This is a genomic window from Fibrisoma limi BUZ 3 (assembly GCF_000296815.2).
In the GTDB taxonomy this organism is placed as follows: Bacteria; Bacteroidota; Bacteroidia; order Cytophagales; family Spirosomataceae; genus Fibrisoma; species Fibrisoma limi.
The window spans coordinates 1201609-1221740 of the sequence record NZ_CAIT01000006.1 but is presented as its reverse complement, the minus strand read 5'-3'; the positions used below and the strand labels follow the sequence as shown (position 1 = coordinate 1221740).

17 protein-coding genes are annotated in these 20132 nt (G+C 53.5%); 6 read left to right on the top strand and 11 right to left on the bottom strand.

Translation table 11 applies throughout. From position 1 onward, the window contains the following. Positions 1–26: 26 nt before the first annotated feature. Together BN8_RS13035 and BN8_RS31715 are read left to right on the top strand one after the other, a co-directional pair. Complete coding sequence (locus BN8_RS13035; RefSeq protein ID WP_009282351.1) at positions 27–803, top strand: GNAT family N-acetyltransferase; 777 nt, start codon at positions 27–29, stop codon at positions 801–803. Positions 804–955: 152 nt separating this feature from the next. Continuing rightward, positions 956–3289 carry a PAS domain-containing sensor histidine kinase gene (locus BN8_RS31715; protein WP_009282350.1) on the top strand — a complete coding sequence of 778 codons (2334 nt, stop codon included), beginning with the start codon at positions 956–958 and terminating at the stop codon, positions 3287–3289. Positions 3290–3347: 58 nt separating this feature from the next. On the opposite strand, the gene rho is transcribed toward BN8_RS31715, so the two are convergent. After that, entirely contained in the window at positions 3348–5501 is a 2154-nt protein-coding gene (rho, locus tag BN8_RS13025; protein WP_009282349.1) for a transcription termination factor Rho, read from the bottom strand. A 758-nt stretch (positions 5502–6259) separates the two neighbouring features. On the opposite strand from rho, the gene BN8_RS13020 reads away from it, so the two are divergent. The 3 genes from BN8_RS13020 to lptC are packed head-to-tail and all read left to right on the top strand — an operon-like array spanning position 6260 to position 8915. Next, positions 6260–7018 carry a type III pantothenate kinase gene (locus tag BN8_RS13020; protein ID WP_009282348.1) on the top strand — a complete coding sequence of 253 codons (759 nt, stop codon included), beginning with the start codon at positions 6260–6262 and terminating at the stop codon, positions 7016–7018. Beyond that, positions 6975–8288 (top strand): BamG family beta-barrel-assembly machinery protein, encoded by a 1314-nt coding sequence (gene bamG, locus BN8_RS13015; protein ID WP_009282347.1) that lies wholly within the window; start codon positions 6975–6977, stop codon positions 8286–8288. Before BN8_RS13020 ends, bamG begins: the two co-directional genes overlap by 44 nt. 42 nt (positions 8289–8330) lie before the next feature. Further along, the gene (gene lptC, locus BN8_RS13010) at positions 8331–8915 is read left to right on the top strand and encodes an LPS export ABC transporter periplasmic protein LptC (protein ID WP_009282346.1); all 585 of its coding nucleotides are present in this window, start codon (positions 8331–8333) and stop codon (positions 8913–8915) included. Positions 8916–8922: 7 nt separating this feature from the next. On the opposite strand, the gene BN8_RS13005 is transcribed toward lptC, so the two are convergent. From BN8_RS13005 to BN8_RS12960, 10 genes are all read right to left on the bottom strand, one after another. After that, a complete protein-coding gene (locus BN8_RS13005) occupies positions 8923–9297 on the bottom strand; it encodes a c-type cytochrome (protein ID WP_310589790.1) in 375 nt (124 codons plus the stop codon). Between the two features lie 116 nt (positions 9298–9413). Beyond that, a complete protein-coding gene (locus BN8_RS13000; RefSeq protein ID WP_009282344.1) occupies positions 9414–10112 on the bottom strand; it encodes an SCO family protein in 699 nt (232 codons plus the stop codon). Next, positions 10048–10509 carry a prefoldin domain-containing protein gene (locus BN8_RS12995; RefSeq protein ID WP_009282343.1) on the bottom strand — a complete coding sequence of 154 codons (462 nt, stop codon included), beginning with the start codon at positions 10507–10509 and terminating at the stop codon, positions 10048–10050. The genes BN8_RS13000 and BN8_RS12995 overlap by 65 nt, the downstream gene beginning before the upstream one ends. A 21-nt stretch (positions 10510–10530) precedes the next feature. After that, positions 10531–12204 carry a DNA repair protein RecN gene (recN, locus tag BN8_RS12990; protein WP_009282342.1) on the bottom strand — a complete coding sequence of 558 codons (1674 nt, stop codon included), beginning with the start codon at positions 12202–12204 and terminating at the stop codon, positions 10531–10533. A 190-nt stretch (positions 12205–12394) separates the two neighbouring features. Further along, positions 12395–13306: a type IX secretion system protein PorD gene (porD, locus tag BN8_RS12985; protein ID WP_009282340.1), complete on the bottom strand. Its 912-nt coding sequence runs from the start codon at positions 13304–13306 to the stop codon at positions 12395–12397. A gap of 52 nt (positions 13307–13358) precedes the next feature. Then, a complete protein-coding gene (gene coaBC / locus BN8_RS12980; protein WP_040005785.1) occupies positions 13359–14576 on the bottom strand; it encodes a bifunctional phosphopantothenoylcysteine decarboxylase/phosphopantothenate--cysteine ligase CoaBC in 1218 nt (405 codons plus the stop codon). A gap of 143 nt (positions 14577–14719) precedes the next feature. Beyond that, positions 14720–15031: a DNA-directed RNA polymerase subunit omega gene (locus tag BN8_RS12975; protein ID WP_009282338.1), complete on the bottom strand. Its 312-nt coding sequence runs from the start codon at positions 15029–15031 to the stop codon at positions 14720–14722. A gap of 77 nt (positions 15032–15108) precedes the next feature. After that, on the bottom strand, positions 15109–16002 hold the full coding sequence (locus BN8_RS12970) for an outer membrane protein assembly factor BamD (protein ID WP_009282337.1): 894 nt from the start codon (positions 16000–16002) through the stop codon (positions 15109–15111). Between the two features lie 158 nt (positions 16003–16160). After that, positions 16161–16817: a T9SS type A sorting domain-containing protein gene (locus tag BN8_RS12965; protein WP_009282336.1), complete on the bottom strand. Its 657-nt coding sequence runs from the start codon at positions 16815–16817 to the stop codon at positions 16161–16163. A 98-nt stretch (positions 16818–16915) separates the two neighbouring features. Beyond that, complete coding sequence (locus BN8_RS12960; RefSeq protein ID WP_009282335.1) at positions 16916–18679, bottom strand: OstA-like protein; 1764 nt, start codon at positions 18677–18679, stop codon at positions 16916–16918. A 33-nt stretch (positions 18680–18712) separates the two neighbouring features. Between BN8_RS12960 and tilS the strand changes: the two genes are divergently transcribed. Continuing rightward, positions 18713–20047 carry a tRNA lysidine(34) synthetase TilS gene (gene tilS, locus BN8_RS12955; protein ID WP_009282334.1) on the top strand — a complete coding sequence of 445 codons (1335 nt, stop codon included), beginning with the start codon at positions 18713–18715 and terminating at the stop codon, positions 20045–20047. Positions 20048–20132 lie beyond the last annotated feature (85 nt).

Genomic DNA, 20132 nt, shown 5'->3' with positions numbered 1-20132 from the left:
GTTGCATTGTTTTGTTGCCGTACTCAATGGATGAATTAAGCAGACTGGTGTTAACAAACTTCGACCGGCACGCCCACCTGATACCGTCCCGGACCGCCGGCATGAGCGTCTGGAAATCGCCCGGCCTGACCGTTGTCGATAGTGGCCTGCCCTGCGATACGTTCAACATCGTACATGTGTACGATCAAAGCCAGTTGCGACCCACCGATCTCGAAGCCGTCAGACAGCATTTTGCCGAACGCCAGTTTCCGTTCTGTCTCTGGATTGATGAAACAAACCTGACCGAGCCAGTGCAGGCCCGGTTAGTTCAGCTTGAGCTGACACGAGCCGGGGTTGAACCGGGAATGGTACTGGATCTGGGCACGTACCGTCCGGTGGCAGATGAACGACACCGTAACGCTCGCGTCGCTGCCAATCCGCAGGAGGTGGCCGACTTTGCCGATGTTGTGGCCCGAAACTGGTCCCCGGCCGATCAGAACGTTACCGCTTACTACCAGCAGACCGCTTCGCAGTACCTGGCATCGGACAGTGGAGTTATGTTGACGATTTACTACGAGCACGACAAGCCCGTATCCGTAATCGAGCTGTTCCCCACAGACGACCAAACTATTGGGCTGTACTGCCTGGCGACGCTGGACGAATACCGTGGCCGGGGCATCGGCAGTGCCCTGATGACGTACGCGCTGAACATAGCGAAAGAAGCGGGTTATACAACGGCGATCCTACAGGCTTCAGAAGATGGAATTCGGATCTACGAACGACTGGGATTCAGGGTGACAACTACATATTTTGAGTATCAGTAGCTACGTTTAAACAGATAGATTCGGTAGGGTAGTCATAGCGAAGGGCCGCTGATACATCCGTACTAACCGAAGGATATTGTTTGACGTTTACAATTGCTTTTAGAGTGGAAAGCCGGTTGCCGGTGTCTTTCCGTGCATGCTTTCACTACCGTATGGATATCGCCTTGCATTCGACGTTACCTGAACAGACAAAGTACTACCAGGACCTGCTGGCAGCTACGGCTGCGCCTATTATTCATCTGGAGCCCATTCGCGATTCGGCCAGCCGGATCGTTGATTTCCGGTATCGCTACGTGAATAGGGCGGCTGCAGGGCTGATCGACGGGCTTTCGCCTGATGCACTGTCGGGCACGACCTGGGCAGACCGGGTGCCGGAATCTGTTCTGCCCGAATGGCTAAGCCAGTACAGCCACGTTCTGACGAGCGGCCAAACGTTTCGCCACGAGCAGGTCCTTCGCGACAACGGCAAAAGCCGCTGGATCGAGGTCGTGGTATCGCCCCTGGGCGATGGGCTGTTGCTGACTATGCAGGAGCTCAGGCAGGCTGAGCCGGCAACGCAGCGCCAGGCCGAACGACTGAAATTCGTGACCGACAGCGCCCTGACGGCTATTGCTCTGTACTCAATTGTGCGCGACCCGGTAACCAACCAAGTTGATGATCTGCGATACGAACTCATCAATGGTCGGGCTGAGCAGATGACAGGCCGAAAAGCCGAAGACCTGGTGGGCCGAACCATGCGGCAGGTGTTTCCCGGAATTGAAAAAAGCGGTATATGGGTACAGTACAAGCGATTGGCCGAAACCGGAGAAACACTACGATTTCAAAACAAGTACGTCTACGACGGCTACGATCTCTGGTATGAGGTACAGGGTGTACGTGAGGAAGACTTTGTGGTATTGTCGTTTCTGGACATCACGGAGTTAAAACGAGCGCAGGAGTTTAATCAGCAACAGGCTGAGGAGTTTCGGCAGGTACTGGACAACGCTCTGACGGCCATTTCACATTTTACGGCTGTTCGCGACGAAAACGGGCAAATCATTGATTTCATGTACCAGTCGTTCAACCGAATCTCCGAGCAGATAACCGGGCTGAAAGCCGATCAGGTTGTAGGGAAACGAATGCTTGAACTGTTTCCCGGCGTCCGCACGAGTGGGGTGTTCGATCGGTGGGTGCAACTGGTCGAAACGGGGCATACCGTCCGCTTTCAGGACTACTACCAGCATGATGGTTTTGATTTCTGGTTCGATACGCAGGCGGTTAAATGGGGCGATGGATTTATCCAGTCGTACATCGACATTTCACTTATTAAGCAGGCCGAACTGACGCAGCAAAAACAGGCTGAACTGCTGAACGCCGTGCTGAATGCCACCCTGACGTCCGTGGCCTGCTACGATGCCATACGCGATGAACGAGGGCAGATACGGGATTTTCGATTTGTGCTCGCCAACCAGAAAACGTTGAACGATCTGGAAACCACCGCCGATGAGTTGTATGGGAAACTGTTGTTGGAGGTGAATCCTGCACTGCGTGAAAGCTCTGTTTTTAACGAGTATGTTCAGGTGGTTGAAACAGGGCAGCACTGGGCGCAGGAGCGTCCGTTCCGCGGGCGGTGGTACTACGTATCGGCAGTTAAACTCGGCGATGGCATGGCCATGTCGTCGGTCGATATTACCGAAACCTACCAGTACCGTCAGCAGATTGAAGCCGCCAATGTGGAACTGAGACGCTCGAATGAAAATCTGGAGCAGTTTGCCTACGTCGCCAGCCACGACCTGCAGGAGCCTCTTCGGAAAATTACCTCATTCAGTGACGTACTAAAACAGCAGTATGCCGCTGGTCTTGGCGAACAGGGAGAAGACCTTATTAACCGGATGCAACTGGCCGCTCAGCGGATGTCGGTGCTAATTCGGGATCTGCTGGGTTATTCGCGGCTCACAACCCAGAAGGAGCCGTTTCGGCCCGTATCCCTCAATCAGGTCATTGCCAATGTGCTGAACGATCTGGAAGTGGTGATACAGGACAAACAGGCGACCATCGAATTGGTAGACTTACCCGTTGTGCTGGGCAACGAGCGGCAACTTCAGCAGTTGTTCCAGAACCTGGTGAGTAACGCGCTTAAATTCACCCGCACGGATGAGCAGGGTGTTGTCATTCGTCCGGTTATTCAATTTTCGTGTCGGCAGATTGCCGCAGCCGACCTTTCGGGTGCCGTTGCCAACCAACTCGCTCCGGTCGACGTGACGGCTGCTGCAAAACCTCGCCAGTACTGGGCCATCAGCCTGACCGACAATGGAATCGGGTTTGAACAGCAGCATGCCGAGCGGATTTTCGGAGCTTTCCAGCGGCTGCATAACCGGCAGTATTACCCCGGAACAGGCATCGGTCTGGCTATTGTCCGGAAAGTGGCGGATAACCATAACGGAGTTGTGTCGGCTGACAGTAAACCGGGGCAGGGGGCTACGTTTACAGTGTATTTGCCGGTTTGACGGAAAAGAAAAAAGCCTGCCAGTACGGCAGGCTTTTTATATAAGGCGCTGAATCGGTTTATCGGTTCATCGAAATCAGGAATTCCTCGTTGGTGCGCGTTCCTTTCATGCGCTCGAGCAGGAAATCCATTGTTTCCATGGGATTCATGTCGGCCATGTGCTTGCGCAGAATCCAGACGCGTTGCAGCGTTTCCTTATCCAGCAGCAGGTCTTCCCGACGCGTACCCGAAGCCAGTACGTCAACGGCCGGGAACACGCGCTTGTTGGCCAGACGGCGGTCAAGCTGCAATTCCATGTTGCCGGTTCCCTTAAATTCTTCGAAAATCACTTCGTCCATTTTTGATCCTGTATCGATCAGGGCCGTAGCGATGATGGTCAGCGAACCACCATTCTCCACGTTCCGGGCCGCACCGAAGAATCGCTTCGGCCGGTGTAGAGCGTTAGCGTCGACACCACCCGACAGGATTTTACCCGACGATGGCACTACGGTGTTGTAGGCCCGCGCCAGACGCGTAATCGAGTCGAGCAGAATCACTACGTCGTGGCCGCATTCAACCATTCGCTTCGCTTTTTCAAGCACCATGCTCGATACTTTCACGTGTCGCTCGGCCTGTTCGTCGAACGTTGACGAGATCACTTCCGCGTTCACGCTCCGGGCCATGTCGGTTACTTCTTCCGGCCGTTCATCGATCAGCAGAATGATCAGATAAACCTCGGGGTGGTTCTTGGTGATCGAGTTGGCGATCTCCTTCAGCAACACCGTCTTACCGGTTTTCGGCTGGGCGACAATCATGCCCCGCTGGCCCTTCCCGATTGGCGCAAACAGGTCAAGTACCCGCGATGAATAATTCTCGGGCCGGTTGCTCAGCCTAAGCTGTTCCTCAGGAAAGAGGGGAGTCAGGTATTCGAACGGAATCCGGTCACGGATCTCTTCAGTGGTTTTTCCGTTTACGGTCGACACCCGCAAGAGCGCAAAGTATTTTTCACCTTCTTTCGGTGGCCGGATCGCACCGCGCACTGTATCGCCCGTTTTCAGGCCAAACAGCTTGATCTGCGACGGGGAAACGTAGATGTCGTCCGGGCTGGCGAGGTAGTTATAATCGGCTGAGCGCAGGAATCCGTACCCGCCATCCTGCATAATTTCCAGAACGCCCTCGTTGTCGATGATGCCATCGAATTCGCGAATATGCTGGTTGTACTGCCGGCGAATCCGGTTCTGGTATTCCTGAGCTTCTCGCGATGGTTGAGCCGGTTGTGGGGCTGACGATGGAGCTGCCGTGTTTTCAGATGCATCTGGAGTATCCTGTGCGCCCTCTGGAGATTCCCCTTCGGCGGGTTGCGGCACAGCTACGTTAGCCGCATTATCTTCGCTAATAACCGTTGGCGTCAAAAACTCTTCTTCCGGCTCATGATGCAGATTCATCAGTGGTTCGTCGGCAACGGGGCGCTGTGTACGTTGCCGATGGCCAGGCCCTGACTCACCTGATCGGTCGATACGGGGCCGTTCATGGCCCGTCCGCTCATTGGTTGGCTGGGCAACGTTTCGGTTGTCGCGCTGCGTGATTTCACGCGTTCCCGCATCCCGTGATCCGGCATCCCGTGGTCCGGCATCCCGGCGCTGGCGATCGTCGCCCCGTCCGTTTTCCATCCGGTTACGTACGCGCTGCCCCGGCCCCTGCGACCGGTCCGGTCGCTGTCCACCTTCCTGACTAGCAGGGCGGTTGTCGCGCGGCTGGGGTTGTTCTTGCTGGGCTGTGAGACCCGGATCCTCGATGGGGGCTTCGTTCTTTGGTTCCGAAAAGCCGTCTTCGGGTGTTGGGGCAGGCAGCTCAGCAGCGTTTGCGTCGCGCCGGATACGATGGCGTGTCCGCTGGCTGTTGTCTCCTTCGGTCTGGCGGCCTGCCGGCTTTGCGTCCGGAGCGGCTACGTCTGCCGTTGGTTGAGCGTCTGGTGCCGGAGTAGCTGCGGGTGCATTGTCGGCAGGAGCCGTCCGGGTTTTCCGACCACGCCGGGGTGTTTCGGCTGGCTGGCTGCGTTCGGCCGGTTCAGCGCCGTTCGGCCCGACAGGCTCGGGCATAATGGCCTGCTGATCCAAAATTTTATAAATCAGTTCTTTTTTCTGGTATTTACTAGCGTCGCGAATGCCGAACTCATCGGCAATGGTCCGAAGCTCCGACAGGAGCTTCATGTCTAATTCTTCTTTATTGTACATACACTTCAGGTCAGATAACCTTTGAGGCCGACAGTGCGGCTACGTCGATAAGGGGATTGATGGATTAAGAAACGGAAGGCTCGAGGGGCGGGTCGTCTGGCAATGCATATGCCGGAAGGTAGGCCGCAAATCAGCGAGCCAAAGAAACCATGGATGGTCAACTAAGTGAAAAATAAAATGTCAAAACGTGAACAGGAGTAGTTTGGTTGATCAAACCGAACAGGCGACCCCGCGCCGAATCAGCTCTTCGCAGACGCCCGGTGGGGCTAAGCGCGGTAATCAATAAACGTTTGGAAATCGGACAATCCGCCGTGACTATGAATCGTCACAGTGGGAAGGGTACTATTCTGCCGTTGGATTCGGTCAAGGCAAAGATAGAATAATAATCCGGTTTTGTCAAGAAAACGCAATTCATTGTAAAATGTTTCCATAGTTTGTCAGAAATTTATTAAGTCAGTGGGCAGACGGACACTTCGCGAAAGCTTCTATGGGTAAACTTCGCCAACTGGCGGATACCAGGATGTACGGGAGTTTAACCGGTTGCTGGTCTGCTGACGCCAAACCTGTGTAGGCATCGAAGAGGGGCCGCCCCGTTCCATTTGGCGTTTGTTATGGTTGGTGATAAGACGACACGTACTAGCACTTCGTCGTTAAAAAACCTTAAAGCGCACAAATTTTGCAATTTTTGTACCCTTTGTTATCGTTATCAAAACCGTACGCCGGGATCATAATCGGGGCGATGCGGGAACTACTGTACCATGAATCTGGTAATTGATTGGGGCAATTCGAGCCTTAAAGTGGGCTGGTTCAATCAGTCGGCGCTGTTGCAGTCGGAACGCTATGAGTCGGTCGGCTCACTGCTGGCCGGAGTCAGCCAACGGGCATTTGACCAGGTAATCGTGTCGTCGACGAGTCGGCCGGCCGACGAAATACGGGCGGCTCTGGCCGATCTGAACCGAACGATCCTGACGCTGGACAGTGCAACGCCGGTACCGATCCGGAAAGCGTACGATACACCCAACACCCTGGGGGCCGACCGCGTGGCCGCTGCGGTGGGGGCGATGAGTCTGTTCCCGGCCTGCGATTGCCTGGTGCTTGATGTCGGTACCTGCCTGACCGCCGACCTGATTGATCGGGAGGCTGTTTTCCAGGGTGGACTGATTTCGCCGGGGCTGCATATGCGTTTGCGGGCCATGCACGAGCAGACAGCCCGCCTGCCGCTGGTCGACGTATCAGCCGGTGAACCGGTACCGCTCACAGCAAAAAATACCCGACAGGCCATGCAGAGTGGCGTTGTGAATGGGTTGACTTTTGAGATGAACGGAATCATCGAAACGTACCGGCGTGAACGACCGGGGCTGGTTGTGGTACTGTGCGGGGGTGACGCTTCCGTCTTTGAAAGTCGGCTGAAACCCCCCATCTTTGCAGTTCCGGAATTGGTGCTGATTGGATTAAATCGAATTTTAGAACATAATGTCACTATTTTACAAGCGGCTAAGCCGACTCCTGACAGGTAGCTTACTGGCCGCTGCCACCTCGCCGATGGTACTGGCGCAGGGATTAGGTAACTCACCTTACTCGGCACTGGGTCTTGGTGAGCCATATACCCAGGCCAACGTGACCAACCTGGGCATGGGTGGCCTGGGTATCAGTAATTCCAATCCATTCAATCTGAATCTTCAGAATCCGGCCCTGCTCGGCACCCGGCCTCCCTATACGCTCTTTGAGGTGGGGCTACTGGGACAGTCGAAAGCTATCAGCCAGAACATTACCAATACGCGGCAGACACAACGCGATTTTGGCGGTAACCTCGGTTATCTGGCCCTGGCGTTTCCGGCTAATTCGCGCTGGACCATGTCGCTGAGTCTGCGGCCAAGTACGTATGTGGATTACCAGACCCGCCAGTATGCGCAGGTAGAGGGCACAATTTACGAAGCCGAATACAACTACACCGGCCGGGGGGGGCTCAACAAAGCTTCGTTTGCCAGCGGGTTCAGGGTCGGTAAAAACATTTACGTGGGTGCCGAAGCATCATACCTGTTTGGTAACGTTACGAATACGTCCGATTCACGCGTATTGATCAACGATGCAGCCACGGGTATCCAGGATGTACGGATTGCCCGGATCAACCGGATCAACTATAGTGACGTGGTCTGGCGGCTGGGGGCAGCCTGGCGGCCTAAGCTTGGCACCGACTGGACGCTTAATATCGGGGCAACGCTGGACCCACGCACCCGTGCGAATGCCCGCGAGACCGACATCTATCAGCAGGTATCGCTGGCGGGTACGAACATTTCAGCGGCCGATACGCTCCGCGTCAACTCGGCCGGTAAGGCCACACTGCCGCAACAGGCCAACTTCGGTATCAGCATCGAGCGTAACAACAAACTGCTGGTGGGCGTAGACGTCGGCGTTCAGCAGTGGTCGCAGTACCGCACCATCACCGATCAACCGGCATCGTTGAACAACGGCTACACTATGTCAGCCGGGCTGGAGTATACACCCAAGTATAATTCTACCAAATATTGGGATCTGGTCAGCTACCGGGCCGGTTTCCAGTATAACCGCTTACCCTATCTGGTCGATGGTGCCCGCATCAACGACGTAAGCGGTAGCGTAGGATTGTCGCTGCCGATCGGTGCCTTTCTGGTAAACCGCATCAACATAGCCTTCATTGGCGGACAGCGGGGGGCTCTGGCCGGAACGCAGATTCGGGAACAGTACCTGCGTTTTGCTCTCGGTTTCTCGCTAACCGATCGCTGGTTCCGCAAACCCGTTATCGATTAATATGTTGGTAAACCAAACCAGCAAAACCTGTGTTTTTGGGACGTGAATACAGTCATCCATAACATACGGTATGGTGTAGCCAGGCAACTTATCCAGTTGGTTTTCCTGCTGGCTACATTGTTTTTGGCGGCCTGTGAGGAGACGAAGCAGTCGAAGAAAGTACAGCCGTACCAGGGGCCGATCGAGGAGATCAACGACGTGAAGATGCTATACAGTGAAGCGGCCATCCTGAAAGTCCGGATGACAACAGCGAAGCAGTTCCGCTATCAGAACGACGACCGCAAATATCCTAAAACGGTTAACATTGTTTTCTACGGTCCGGCCGGGGAGGAGGTCACTACGTTACGGTCCGATTCCGGCCGTTACAATAAAGCGAAAGATCTCTATACAGTCATGGGGAACGTAGTGGTCATCAACAAGCAGCAGCAAAACAAACTGATGACATCCGAACTGAACTGGAGCCCGATCAACAAGAAGGTGTTTACCGAGAAACCTGTGACCATCATCAGCCCCCTTACGGGTGAACGCCTGCAGGGAATTGGCCTGGATGCTCCGCAGGATTTCTCCCGTTACTCCATCCGAAAAACGACCGGTATCTTCAACGTCGAAGGCGGTCAGGGATTCTAGGTGATGATCAGCGTTGCTTTTTGCAGTCAGCCAAAATCGGGCTGACTGTTTTTACGTCCGTGACTTTAGTTTCGCCACCCCATTCGTTATAGATATACGTCATTAACTCGGCTACTTCGAGATCGCTGAGTTGAAGCTGGGCGGGCATGGGTCGGTTGTACGTTTTGCCGTTCACTACGATTGGCCCCTGCTGGCCGTACCGAATCAGGCAAATGACGCTGTTTTTGTTGACCAGGTAGTCGGAACCGGCAAGGGGCGGATAGAGCGCTTCCAGCCCTTTTCCATCGGCCTGGTGGCAGTTGGCGCAATACGTTTTATAAAGTAGTAGCCCTTCGGTGATATATCGCTGGCGTTTAATCTCTTCCTCGCTCTGGCAAGACATAACCATAAGCAGCAACGCGAACAACCCTAAGCCCCCAACGTATCTGCTAATTACACCGCTGTGTCCTGGCGAGCTTTGCGTCACCTTTGCGTCTTTGCGTTTTAAAAAAGACCGTGTCATGATTGAGACTCGCGTAGCAGTTTGTCCATGTCGGCCATCAGTTTATTAACGCCCTCTTCGGTAGTGCCGTCGTACACGCCCCGAATGTGTTTTTCCTTGTCAACTAGGATAAAAGCGCCACTGTGCACGACGCCCCCTGGTGCCGACTGATCTTCCTGCGCGGTAACCATATAGCTGTTCTGGCCGATTTCGTAAATGTCTTCCCGAGGACCCGTTACGAACAGCCACTGCCGGTCAGTTACGCCCAGCCCCGTCGCAAATTCTTTTAACACCGCCACCGAATCGTGTTCGGGATCGATGGTATGCGAGAGCAGCATGACATCCGGATTGCCCTTAAACTTGTCATACACCCGCTTCAACTGCGTTTTCATTTTTGGGCAGATGGTCGGGCAGGTTGTGAAGAAGAAATCGGCTACGTAAATCTTGTTGTCCAGTGCCCTGGCTGTGACCGTATCGCCGTACTGACTGACAAATTTGAAATCTGGTATGCGATGATAGACCGAATCAACCACTTCTTTTCCATCAACGGTTTTTGTGACGGCTTCCCGCTGCCCCAGAATCGGTAATTTGTCGTCCTTGTTGCTACAGCCTGTCGTAAACGCAACCAGAAGCAGCAAAAACAACCACGCGTTAAGGTTTACTAAAAAAGGCTTCTGCCTGATGAATACTGGTGTTAATTTTTGATTTGACATCATCAATTGTTTCCTTTTCCTGTTCGAGGTAGTGTAAGGCCTGCTCCGCTGGTAATCGATCGAGCGTGTCGCCGTTGTAGTGGGCCATCCAATGAACCATCAGACTGTCGGCGGTGGTCAGGTTTTTAATCAGCCGGAGCGCTTCTTCGCGCTTTTCTTCGTTCTGAATCGAAGCTGTTGCCGACTGGCCGGTCTGCTGAAGGCTGTCAAGCGCATGGACGCGAAGCTTCAGCTGCTTACGCAACTTCATCAGGTGACCAATTCTGGGCATCACTTCATTATGTACGGCGAACACTTCATCCTCTGCCTCCGTAATAGAGCTTGCCCCGGAGTCGGTACATGCCTGAAGCAGGCCGACTGTAGCCAGCAGGCTCACTGAAAGAACAACACACTTTGTCATAAATTAGATCGCACTGGCGGATTACTTAGCTACGGCCGTAGCCCGTTGTTTCAGGATTTCACGGGCATTTTTTACCGCGCTCGGAGATGGATTGCTGCCTCCAATCATCTGCGCAATTTCGTTAACGCGTTCGTCAAACGTAAGCTTGCGGATGCGGCTGACGGTCCGGTCGGCTGAGTGGTCTTTGAACACAAAATAATGAGCCGTACCCTGGCCGGCAATCTGGTGCAGGTGCGTAATGGCAATGATCTGGTGGCTGTGGGCCATGTCCCGCATCATCTGACCCATCTTGATGGCAATTTCGCCCGACACACCCGTATCAATTTCGTCGAAGATAATCGTCGGCAATGATCGCTTGCTGGCCAGGATGTATTTGATCGCCAGCATCAATCGCGAAAACTCCCCCCCGGATGCTACGTTCTTAAGCTGCTGGGGTTTGATTCCCTTGTTCGCACTGAAGAGAAACGTAATGGTATCAATGCCGGTCGGGGTGGCTTTGCCGGTTTCAGACTGGATTTTCAGCGACGCGTTGGGCATTCCCAGATCCCGAAGCAAGCCGCCAATTTCGGCTTCAATGGGTTCAAGAACGGCCAGCCGCGCGGCCGACAGCGTCTGGGCACTGACCTGCATCTGCTCCCGGGCAGCATCAGCCTGAGCCTTGGCCTCGGCCAGCTCATCGTCCAGGTTCAGCACCTTGCTGACTTTTTGCTCCAGCTCTTTCTGTACGTCAAGCAGGCCGGCTACGTCTTTTACCTGGTGCTTGGTCTGCAACTGGTAAATCAGGTTCAACCGGTCGCGGATGGTATCAGCGCGGGTATCGTCGGTATCCACACGGTCCTGTTCGGTACTGATCTCATCGGCGAGGTCGCGGAGTTCGATCAGCGTGCTCTGCGCCCGCTGCTGCAACTGATCATATTGATTCGACAGCTTGCTGATGTACGAGAGGTTACTGACGGCCCCTTTCAGGAAATTGATTACCGACTGCTCGGCATTGTCGAGGTATTCGTAGGCCAGTTGCAGCCGTTCTTTAATCTCCCCGGCGTTTTCAAGGATATTCAGTTCCTGCTCCATCGACTCCTGCTCGTCGGCCTGAAGCTGCGCTTTGGCCAGTTCTTCGTACAGAAAGTTGTTGTAGTCGAATTCCTTCCGCATGGCCGAGGCCTCTGCCTGTAGCTGATCGTAGGTAGTTCGCTTCGCTCGGTAGAACTGATAATCCGTACGGTATTGCCGAAGGAGGGCGTCGTCCTGAGCGTAGGTATCCACAATCTCCAACTGGTATTCGTTCGAGCCAAGCAGTACCGAATCGTGCTGGGAGTGAATATCCATCAACTGGCTCGTGACGCGCCGGAGGGTCTCCAGATTAACGGGGGTATCGTTGACAAACGCCCGCGATTTACCGCTCGTGCTGATTTCGCGCCGGACGATGCAGGAGGGGGAAAAGTCTAATTCTTCTTCGTCGAAGATGCGCTCAATCTGGTAGCCCGATACACCGAACGTACCTTCAATGACGCACTTCTGGTCTGGGTTGTACAAGACTTTTGTGTCGGCCCGGTTTCCAAGCAGCAGGCCAATGGCCCCCAGCATGATGGATTTTCCGGCTCCGGTTTCGCCCGTGATAATGTTCAGCTCATCGTCCGGAACGAGTTCGAGCTGGTCAATCAGGGCGTAATTTTTTATGAGTAAATGCGATAGCATACAGGTAGCTCCTTACTCAGGTAACAACGCCGGTCGGGGGGGAGGTTCATTCGATTCACGGTTTTCAGTAGACAGTTTTCAGTCGCCGGTTTACAGTTTTCGGTGGCCGACGTTCCGGTCCGGGTTACTGATTGATTATTTTTCCGAGCTACCGAAACCACTTACCAAAAACTGTAAACCGTAAACTGTATCACCACAGCAACTTCCGGTACGTTTCGGTTTTGGATGGGTCGAGGAACGACAGCAAATCAAACGCTTTTTTTCGTTCAGGCTGTGTTCCTTCAAATAAAATATTATAAATCTCTTCGCCCTTTGCGTCGAAGAACGAGTTGAGGAGTACGGAGTTGGGGAGTTGCTGACCAATAGTCCGGATGGTTGTCAGCAAATCGAGGGTCTGCTTGCGAACCTGCACCGGATTAGCCCCAAACACATCCAGGCCCTGCCGGTGGTAGGTGTACATGGCATCGCGAAACGGGGTCAGTTGCTGGTTCTGCATATTTTCGATCAGCCAGTAGCGGTTCCGGCGGTCGCCCCCCGTCTGCCATGATGAATTAACCGAGCCCTGCTGCGCCAGATTCACAATAGCGTAGGCCCGCTGAATGTACGGGTTGCCGCCCTGCCGACTGAATGTATCGTAGTCAGCGGCCAGGATGATGTTAGCGTAAAAAGCCAGCAATGACGTCAGTTCGTCAGAATATACATTTTCGCGGAAGTAGATCGGGGTAGTTGGCAGGTACACAAAGTTAAACGCCCGGTCGACGTAACTGAAGGTTGTTGTCTCGTACGACGTGCCGTACACGGGGCGGGTCACCACAATCTGGGCCGTTGCTTCAAAGACACCCTGCGTCAGCGACTTCACAAGGTTGATATTCAACGAGCAATTGATGCGCTCGGCCGGTGTAAACTGGTCGTTGGTCCAGCGCCGGGTGTTCATGAACTCCGAAATGACCGTCTTCAACTGGTTGACGTAGGAAAAGTCAGTTTTCTGCTGGGCAATCAACTGGTCGGAGTTGATATTCACCTGACAGTTCAGTTCCTGCGCCTGCGCCAGCGCCAGCCCCGAAAGACCTAAAAGAAGCAATAAAATGCGTACTGTTTTCATAAGTAACGTGTTCGATCGGGCAGCAACGTACAAGCCTCAAAACCTGCGAAAATTAGCCTGCTGGCTGTTTATTCAATTCGGCTTCAACCAGATCCAGCAAGTCCTCCGCGACGTCATCCTTCGATTTCAAGGCAAATTCGTGGGTTTGCTCGTCTTTGTCAATAACGGTGATTTTATTGGTATCGTGTCCGAAGCCGGCCCCCGAATCGCGTAGTGAATTTAACACAATCCAGTCTAAATTCTTAGCGCGTAATTTTTTTAGTGCATTGGCCAGTTCGTCGTTTGTTTCCAGCGCGAAGCCCATCATGAGCTGGTCGGTCCGTTTCTGAAGGCCCAGCGTAGCGGCAATATCCGTGGTTTTGGTAAGCTCCAGCGCAAACGTAGCTTCCTGCTTCTTAATCTTCCGGTCGGCGGGGTGGGCGGGGGTGTAGTCTGCTACGGCCGCGTTCAGGATCGTAACGGCCGCACTCGGAAAAGCTGCGGCTGTGGCCTCATACATTTCGCTAGCCGACCGGACATTCACCCGCCGAACAAATGGATCGGGGAGGGGCAGGGCGGTGGGGCCACTCACGAGTGTTACGTCGGCACCCGCCCGGGCAAAGGCCTGGGCAATAGCGTATCCCATCTTACCGGTCGAATGGTTGCTGATGTAACGAACCGGGTCAATCGGTTCCTGCGTCGGTCCAGCCGTGATCAGCACCGGTTTACCGGCCAGTGCAGGCCGGAAGGCGAAATGTCGATAAAGCGTCTGAACAATAGTTTCCGGTTCGGCCAGACGGCCTTCTCCGACCAGACCACTGGCCAGTTCGCCATGTTCCGCATGGATGATGTGATTGCCGAAAGACTCGAGCCGCTGGAGATTTTCGACCGTTGTCGGGTGACGGTACATATCCAGGTCCATGGCCGGCGCAAAGAATACCGGACACTTGGCGGATAAATACACCGCCGACAGTAGATCATCGCAAAGACCGTGGGCGCAGCGGGCCAGCGTATGCGCCGAAGCCGGTGCAATGACCAGTACGTCGGCCCAGAGCCCCAGGTCAACGTGGTTGTTCCAGCTACCGTTCTGGTCGCTTACAAAAGTCGACAGCGCCGGACGTTTGGACAGGGTTGCCAGGGTGAGTGGCGTAATAAATTCCTTCGCTGATTCGGTCATAACAACCTGCACCTCAGCCCCGGCTTTGACCAGCAAACGAATCAGCAGGGCTGATTTATACGCCGAAATACTCCCCGTTACGCCTAGCAGAATACGCTTCCCTTTCACAGTCAGTTGTGGTTTGCGGTTTACAGTAATCAGTTTTCTGTCAGGTGTCGGCTGACGATCAGCATGGGTTCAGCAGAAAACCGGTTAAACACCAAAAATAAAGCCGCACGGTGAAATTCCCTGCGGCTCTGATTTTGGTTTGGCGATGATTACTGTTGTTCTTCGTCGTTATAGCGCCAGTAGACCTTACCTTCGAGGAATTCATCAGTGGCGATAGAAGTCGGCTTCGGCATGCGCTCGTAGAACTTGGAAATCTCGATCTGTTCGCGGTTTTCGAACACTTCCTCGAGGTTGTCAACGGCTGATACAAACTCAGACAGCTTGTTGCTCAGTTCTTCCTTATTCTTGGCAGCAATCTGCCGGGCACGTTTCGAAATGATCGACACGGATTCGTAGAGATTTCCGGTCATAGCCGCGATCTTGTCAGTGTCGCGGGTAACGATAGATTGATTGGTCGCCATACGTTTCTATTCTTGATTAAACAGCCGACCGGCGACTACCGCTGTAGCTTTCGGTCGGCTCAATAGTTCGGTTTCGTTTATTCGTTTGCAGCGGTAACCTTGGCCGGCCGGTTCGGGTCCGGTTTGGGCTGTTGCTTTTCTTTTTCCAGCTTATCCAGTCGTTCGATTTCCTTCTGGCTGGTTTCGTACATTTTCTCCGCCTGCTTCAAAAACTTGCTGCTGGGATATTTATCGACGAACGCCTGATAGTAACCGATTGCCTCCTGATAACGTTCCTTCTGTTTTGTTTCCAGACTGTTTTTAGCCAAGCTGTACTGCGCGTCAAACTTCAGATAGGCAAGTTCCTCGTTATATTCTGAATCGGGAAACTCTCTCTGAAAGTTATTGATCGCAATCACCGACGACTTGTATGAGGCAATGTTGAAGCCGCTGGTTTTGTAGTACAGAACGGCTTTCTCATACGCTTTTCGCTCCAGCTTCCGGCGCAGATCCAGGATCATTTTCGTGCAGTCGTCGCGATACTGGCTGCCGGGATAGGCGTTGATAAAATCCTGGAGGGCGGCCGTTGCCGTCAGGGTATTGGACTGGTCGAGGTTAAAACTCGGCGTATCTTTATACAGCGACAGGGCATACATATACATAGATTCCTGGGCGTAGTCGCTGCGGGCAAATGTCTCGTAAAATTTCTTGAACAGGGTAGCACTGAGCAGATACTGCTGCTGGTGATACTGAGTATAGGCGTAATAGAACTGAGCCATTTCCGATTCGGTACTTCCTTTCAATACCGGAATCAATTCTTCAAACAGGATTCCGGCCCGATACCAGTCTCCTTTCTTGTAGTACTGGACAGCTCCTTTATATTTCTCGTCGTCAGTTCCGTTTTTCTGCAATTTTGAAAATGGGCTGCACGAACCCAGTAAAAACACAATCCAGGCGCTCAACAGAACCCTAACGATAAGTCGTTGTTGCATAAGGCTACAAAGATACAAAAAATACCGGCCAACGGGGAAATGGCCGTACCTTTTCAACGAAGTCGCAGCGGGTATAGTGCCGAAAACAGGCAGGAAAACGATCCTTTTGCGGGGAATACTGCGTTAAATTGTGTTAAAACGAGTAGCCAGGCAAAACACTACTGGTGCCGTACGAGCAGTTTCTTGGTCGCGACGATCTTACCATTCAGCGACAGCCGGTACAGGTAGTAACCCGTAGCCAGTTCGCGGGTCTGAATGCGAATCTTACGATCGTTCTGGTCCAGCGAATACTCCGCTATGGGCGAACCAAGGATGTTCAGCAGGGTCAGACGGGCGTCGCCTACCGGGCCGTGAATCTGGTAATCAATCTCCGCGAATTCACTGGCTGGGTTCGGGTAGATGTTTGATACGGATATGCGTTCATTCGCAAACATCCGTTCTTCTGCCTTGCTTTCCGGCTCAGCAACTGCGCGGGATTCACTGACAACCGACGGCGTAGCCTCGGCTACCGCCGACCGCGTTGCAGGTTTGGCTACGGTGGGAGCCATCAGCAGCGAGCGATAATATGCATTGATGGACGCACTCTTGCGCGGAGTCCCAAGCCGATCAAAACTGCTTAAGGCCGGAGGAGGAGCTATGAAAAAATTAGACGAATTTAACGGTTTAGAGGTTGATCGATTGGTGTTCGACCGACCCAGCTCTAACCGGCTACCGCTCTTCTGAACATCGCTGTCCCGGGCTGCGGTCTGCGCCTGCAGCGGGGAAGCGGCCAGAAACAGGCCGGTTAGTAAACCAATAAGTATATATTGTTTCATGAAAATTCACTTTCGGATACACACACTTAGTCACTACAAACCTATTCATCGAAAAAGACAAAGTCAACGGGCGTTTATCTAAAAAATTGTTAAATGACTCACTTTTCACTCGTTAGAACCGTCTTTTTAGCCAAAGGTTTAATGCCGGTCTTCTTTTTTGGTGAATTTTTGTTAACTGGCTGCGCCGGTGGGGGCGTTTCCAACCACAATACCTGGCCTTTTGTCGGTTTTTCTTCCTGTCGCCATCGGAATCCGTCCAGTTCTTTTACATCACCCACAATCTCGTGGGGAGGCACAAACTTGGAGTCGGGTTGTCCGTAGAACCGGATCTTGTCGACCTTGCTCTCGGCAAATTCCAGGTTCATACGACTACATTCCACATGGTTCATGCCAATGAGTTTGTTTTTGTCGTCCAGAGCGAAATAAATACTTTGCCCGTTGCCCTCAACGATGACCCGTTCCAGCTCGGTTTTTTGCTCCTGTGCGGTGGTTGTTGAACCCGGCGGCATCGGCCGGGCCGAAGCTGTCAGCTCGCCTTTGGGGCCTACTGCCGTAGTGGCCACGGGTTTGGTTACGAAATAAGCCGTGATGGTCCGACCTTTGATCTGGTTAAAGTTCTGGAGGGTATCCAGCGAGATCACAAAAGCCCTGGCCCGAAGGTACATCGTATGGATGCGGTTGTTCTTGAGGAACGCCCGCATGGAGTCGGCCTCCATCTGGTACTTGTTCTGGCTCCAGACAATCGGCTTTTTATAAAAGTAGATGGTCGAGTCGGCGGTGTTGTAAATCAGCGAGTCACATTTGCTCTGTAGGTCCGATTTAAACACGTACACATTTTTATGAGCCAGCAACCGACGCGTATTGGTTTCTTTGTTGTCGAATGAAAACAACGTATCAGCGCGCAGGAACAGTGTATCCTGTCCGCTGACACTCTTGGCAACGGCGTGGCCGGTTACCCGCGAAATGCCGATTTTCCCGTTGTAGCGCACATGGTCTCCCAAAATAATAGCCTGCTTATCTTTGGCGACCATAATCACGTTACCCCGGGCAACGCCAAGTTCGGTGATGTTGTCGTAGTAGAGCGAGTCGCCGGTGAGCCGGTATTTTGGCGTTTCGACAGTAGCCCGGCGCTGAAAATTCGACACGCGCGACACCGTATTGTATTGTCCTTCTACGGCCGTCAGAACGCCGTCTTTACTGACAATGCGGGTTGGTCCCTGGAACGTAGCGATCTTGCTGAGCGAATTATACAGCAGGGAGTCGGCGGTGAGCGTATATTTTGGGTTTACCAGTTTGACATTATCCTTAAACGTAAACAGCTTGGAACGCGTGTCGTAATAGCCTTCGCGGCTGGTCAGCACGTTTTCACTGTCGACGATCCGTCCGGGACGGTCCGGTGCTCCGGGTGGGTAATGGGCAATACCCGCCTGCATGTCGTAGTCGAGCCGGTTGGTCGTCAGCGTCATCTTACGGTCTTTCATGACCACGCGTCCGCGGAGATTTGCCTGGCGCACATTACCGTAGTAAAACATGGTATCGCCCCGGACGCTGATGGTATCACCCTGAATGATGCGGACGTTCCCGTAGGCTTCAATCACGTTGGTCGTTACGTTCTGAATGGCGAGGTTGCAGTACATTAGCACGCCTTTGTGCCGAAACCGGACGTTGTTGTACAGCTTGCGAATGACCTGACCGGGTGTGTTCAGAACAACCAGGCTGTCGGCACCGGGCGGCAATAGCTCAACTTTATCGCCGGGGTCACCCGCCGACGAACGACCCGGTTGGGTCTGGGCGGTGGCCGGTCCGAGCAACGAGCCGAGCAGAAAAAAGGACAGCACTAAGCGGAACAACGTTCGATACATGATTGCAAAACTACGGCTTCGGGCCGACACCCCATGTTGGAGCGAGATTTTTTAGAATTTATTAACGAAAACCGATTGTTCGGATCGGCGGATCGGGTACTGCTGGCGGTCAGTGGCGGGCTCGATTCGATGGTGATGACGCATTTGTTTCACCAGATCCGGCAACCCATTGCCATAGCTCACGTCAACTTCGGGCTGCGCGGTGACGATTCGGATGGCGATGCCCGTTTTGTACAAAACAAAGCCCAGCAGTACGGGGTTCCGTTTCATCTGACCCACTTTGACACGGTAGCCGAAGCACACAAACGAGGCATTTCAATCCAGATGGTGGCCCGTGATCTGCGCTACGACTGGTTTGCGCAACTGGTTCAGCAAGAGGGATATGCCTGCGTGGCGACGGCTCATCATCAGAACGACGTACTCGAAACTCTATTGCTGAACCTCGTGCGGGGTACTGGCCTGGCCGGACTCCACGGAATTGCCATCCGGCAGAACAACCTGATACGTCCGCTCTGGTTTGCGACACGTGACGAACTGGAAATCTACGCGCAGGAACAAGGACTCCAGTGGCGCGAGGATAGTTCGAATGCAGAAGATAAATACGTCAGAAATCGACTGCGTCATCACGTTGTTCCAGTGTTGATGAGCATGAATCCGAGCTTATTTAAAACCCTGCCCCAGACTATCGGTAAACTTCGGGCGGCTGAAACACTGATGCGGGAGGAACTGGAGCGGTCGTGGCAGAACGTAGCCAGGATCAGCGACGACCGGGTCTTACTGGCGTCCGATGCGCTGCAAAACCTGACCGAGCCGGTTTTTCGATTAGCCGAGTGGTTGAAACCATACGGATTCTCGATCGATCAGACCGCCCAAATGTGGCAGGCGTTGCGTCACCAGCCGGGACAGGTTTTTCAATCGGCAACGCACCGCATAACCCACGAACGTGAGGGCCTGCTGCTGACCCCCCTAAGCGAATCAGCAGATTATTATCTGACATTAGACAGATTGCCTGATGAGCCATTGGATGTGGAAGGACGGTTTTCGCTGACCTTTAACGGGTTTGAAAAACCGACTGATTTCCGCCCGCCGACGGATGCGGCTACAGTCTGTTTTGACGCCGACCGGCTACACTGGCCGTTAACGATTCGGCCATGGCAGCAGGGAGACCGCTTTCGGCCGCTGGGATTGAACGGGCATAAGCTGGTGAGCGACCTGCTGAACGACCAGAAAGTGAGCCGTCCGGATCGGGAGCGCACGGCCGTCCTGCTCTCCGACAATCAGATTGCCTGGGTCATTGGCCGTCGCCTTGATCATCGCTTTCGCGTAACGGCCGAAACAAAACGGATCGTGCAGGTAAGTATGCAGTAGTGCCAGTAAACTCTCGACCCAGGCCCAATCATCAGAAATGGCAGTGGTGTGAGGTATCTCATGATCGGGCCTGGGCGGGTTGTGT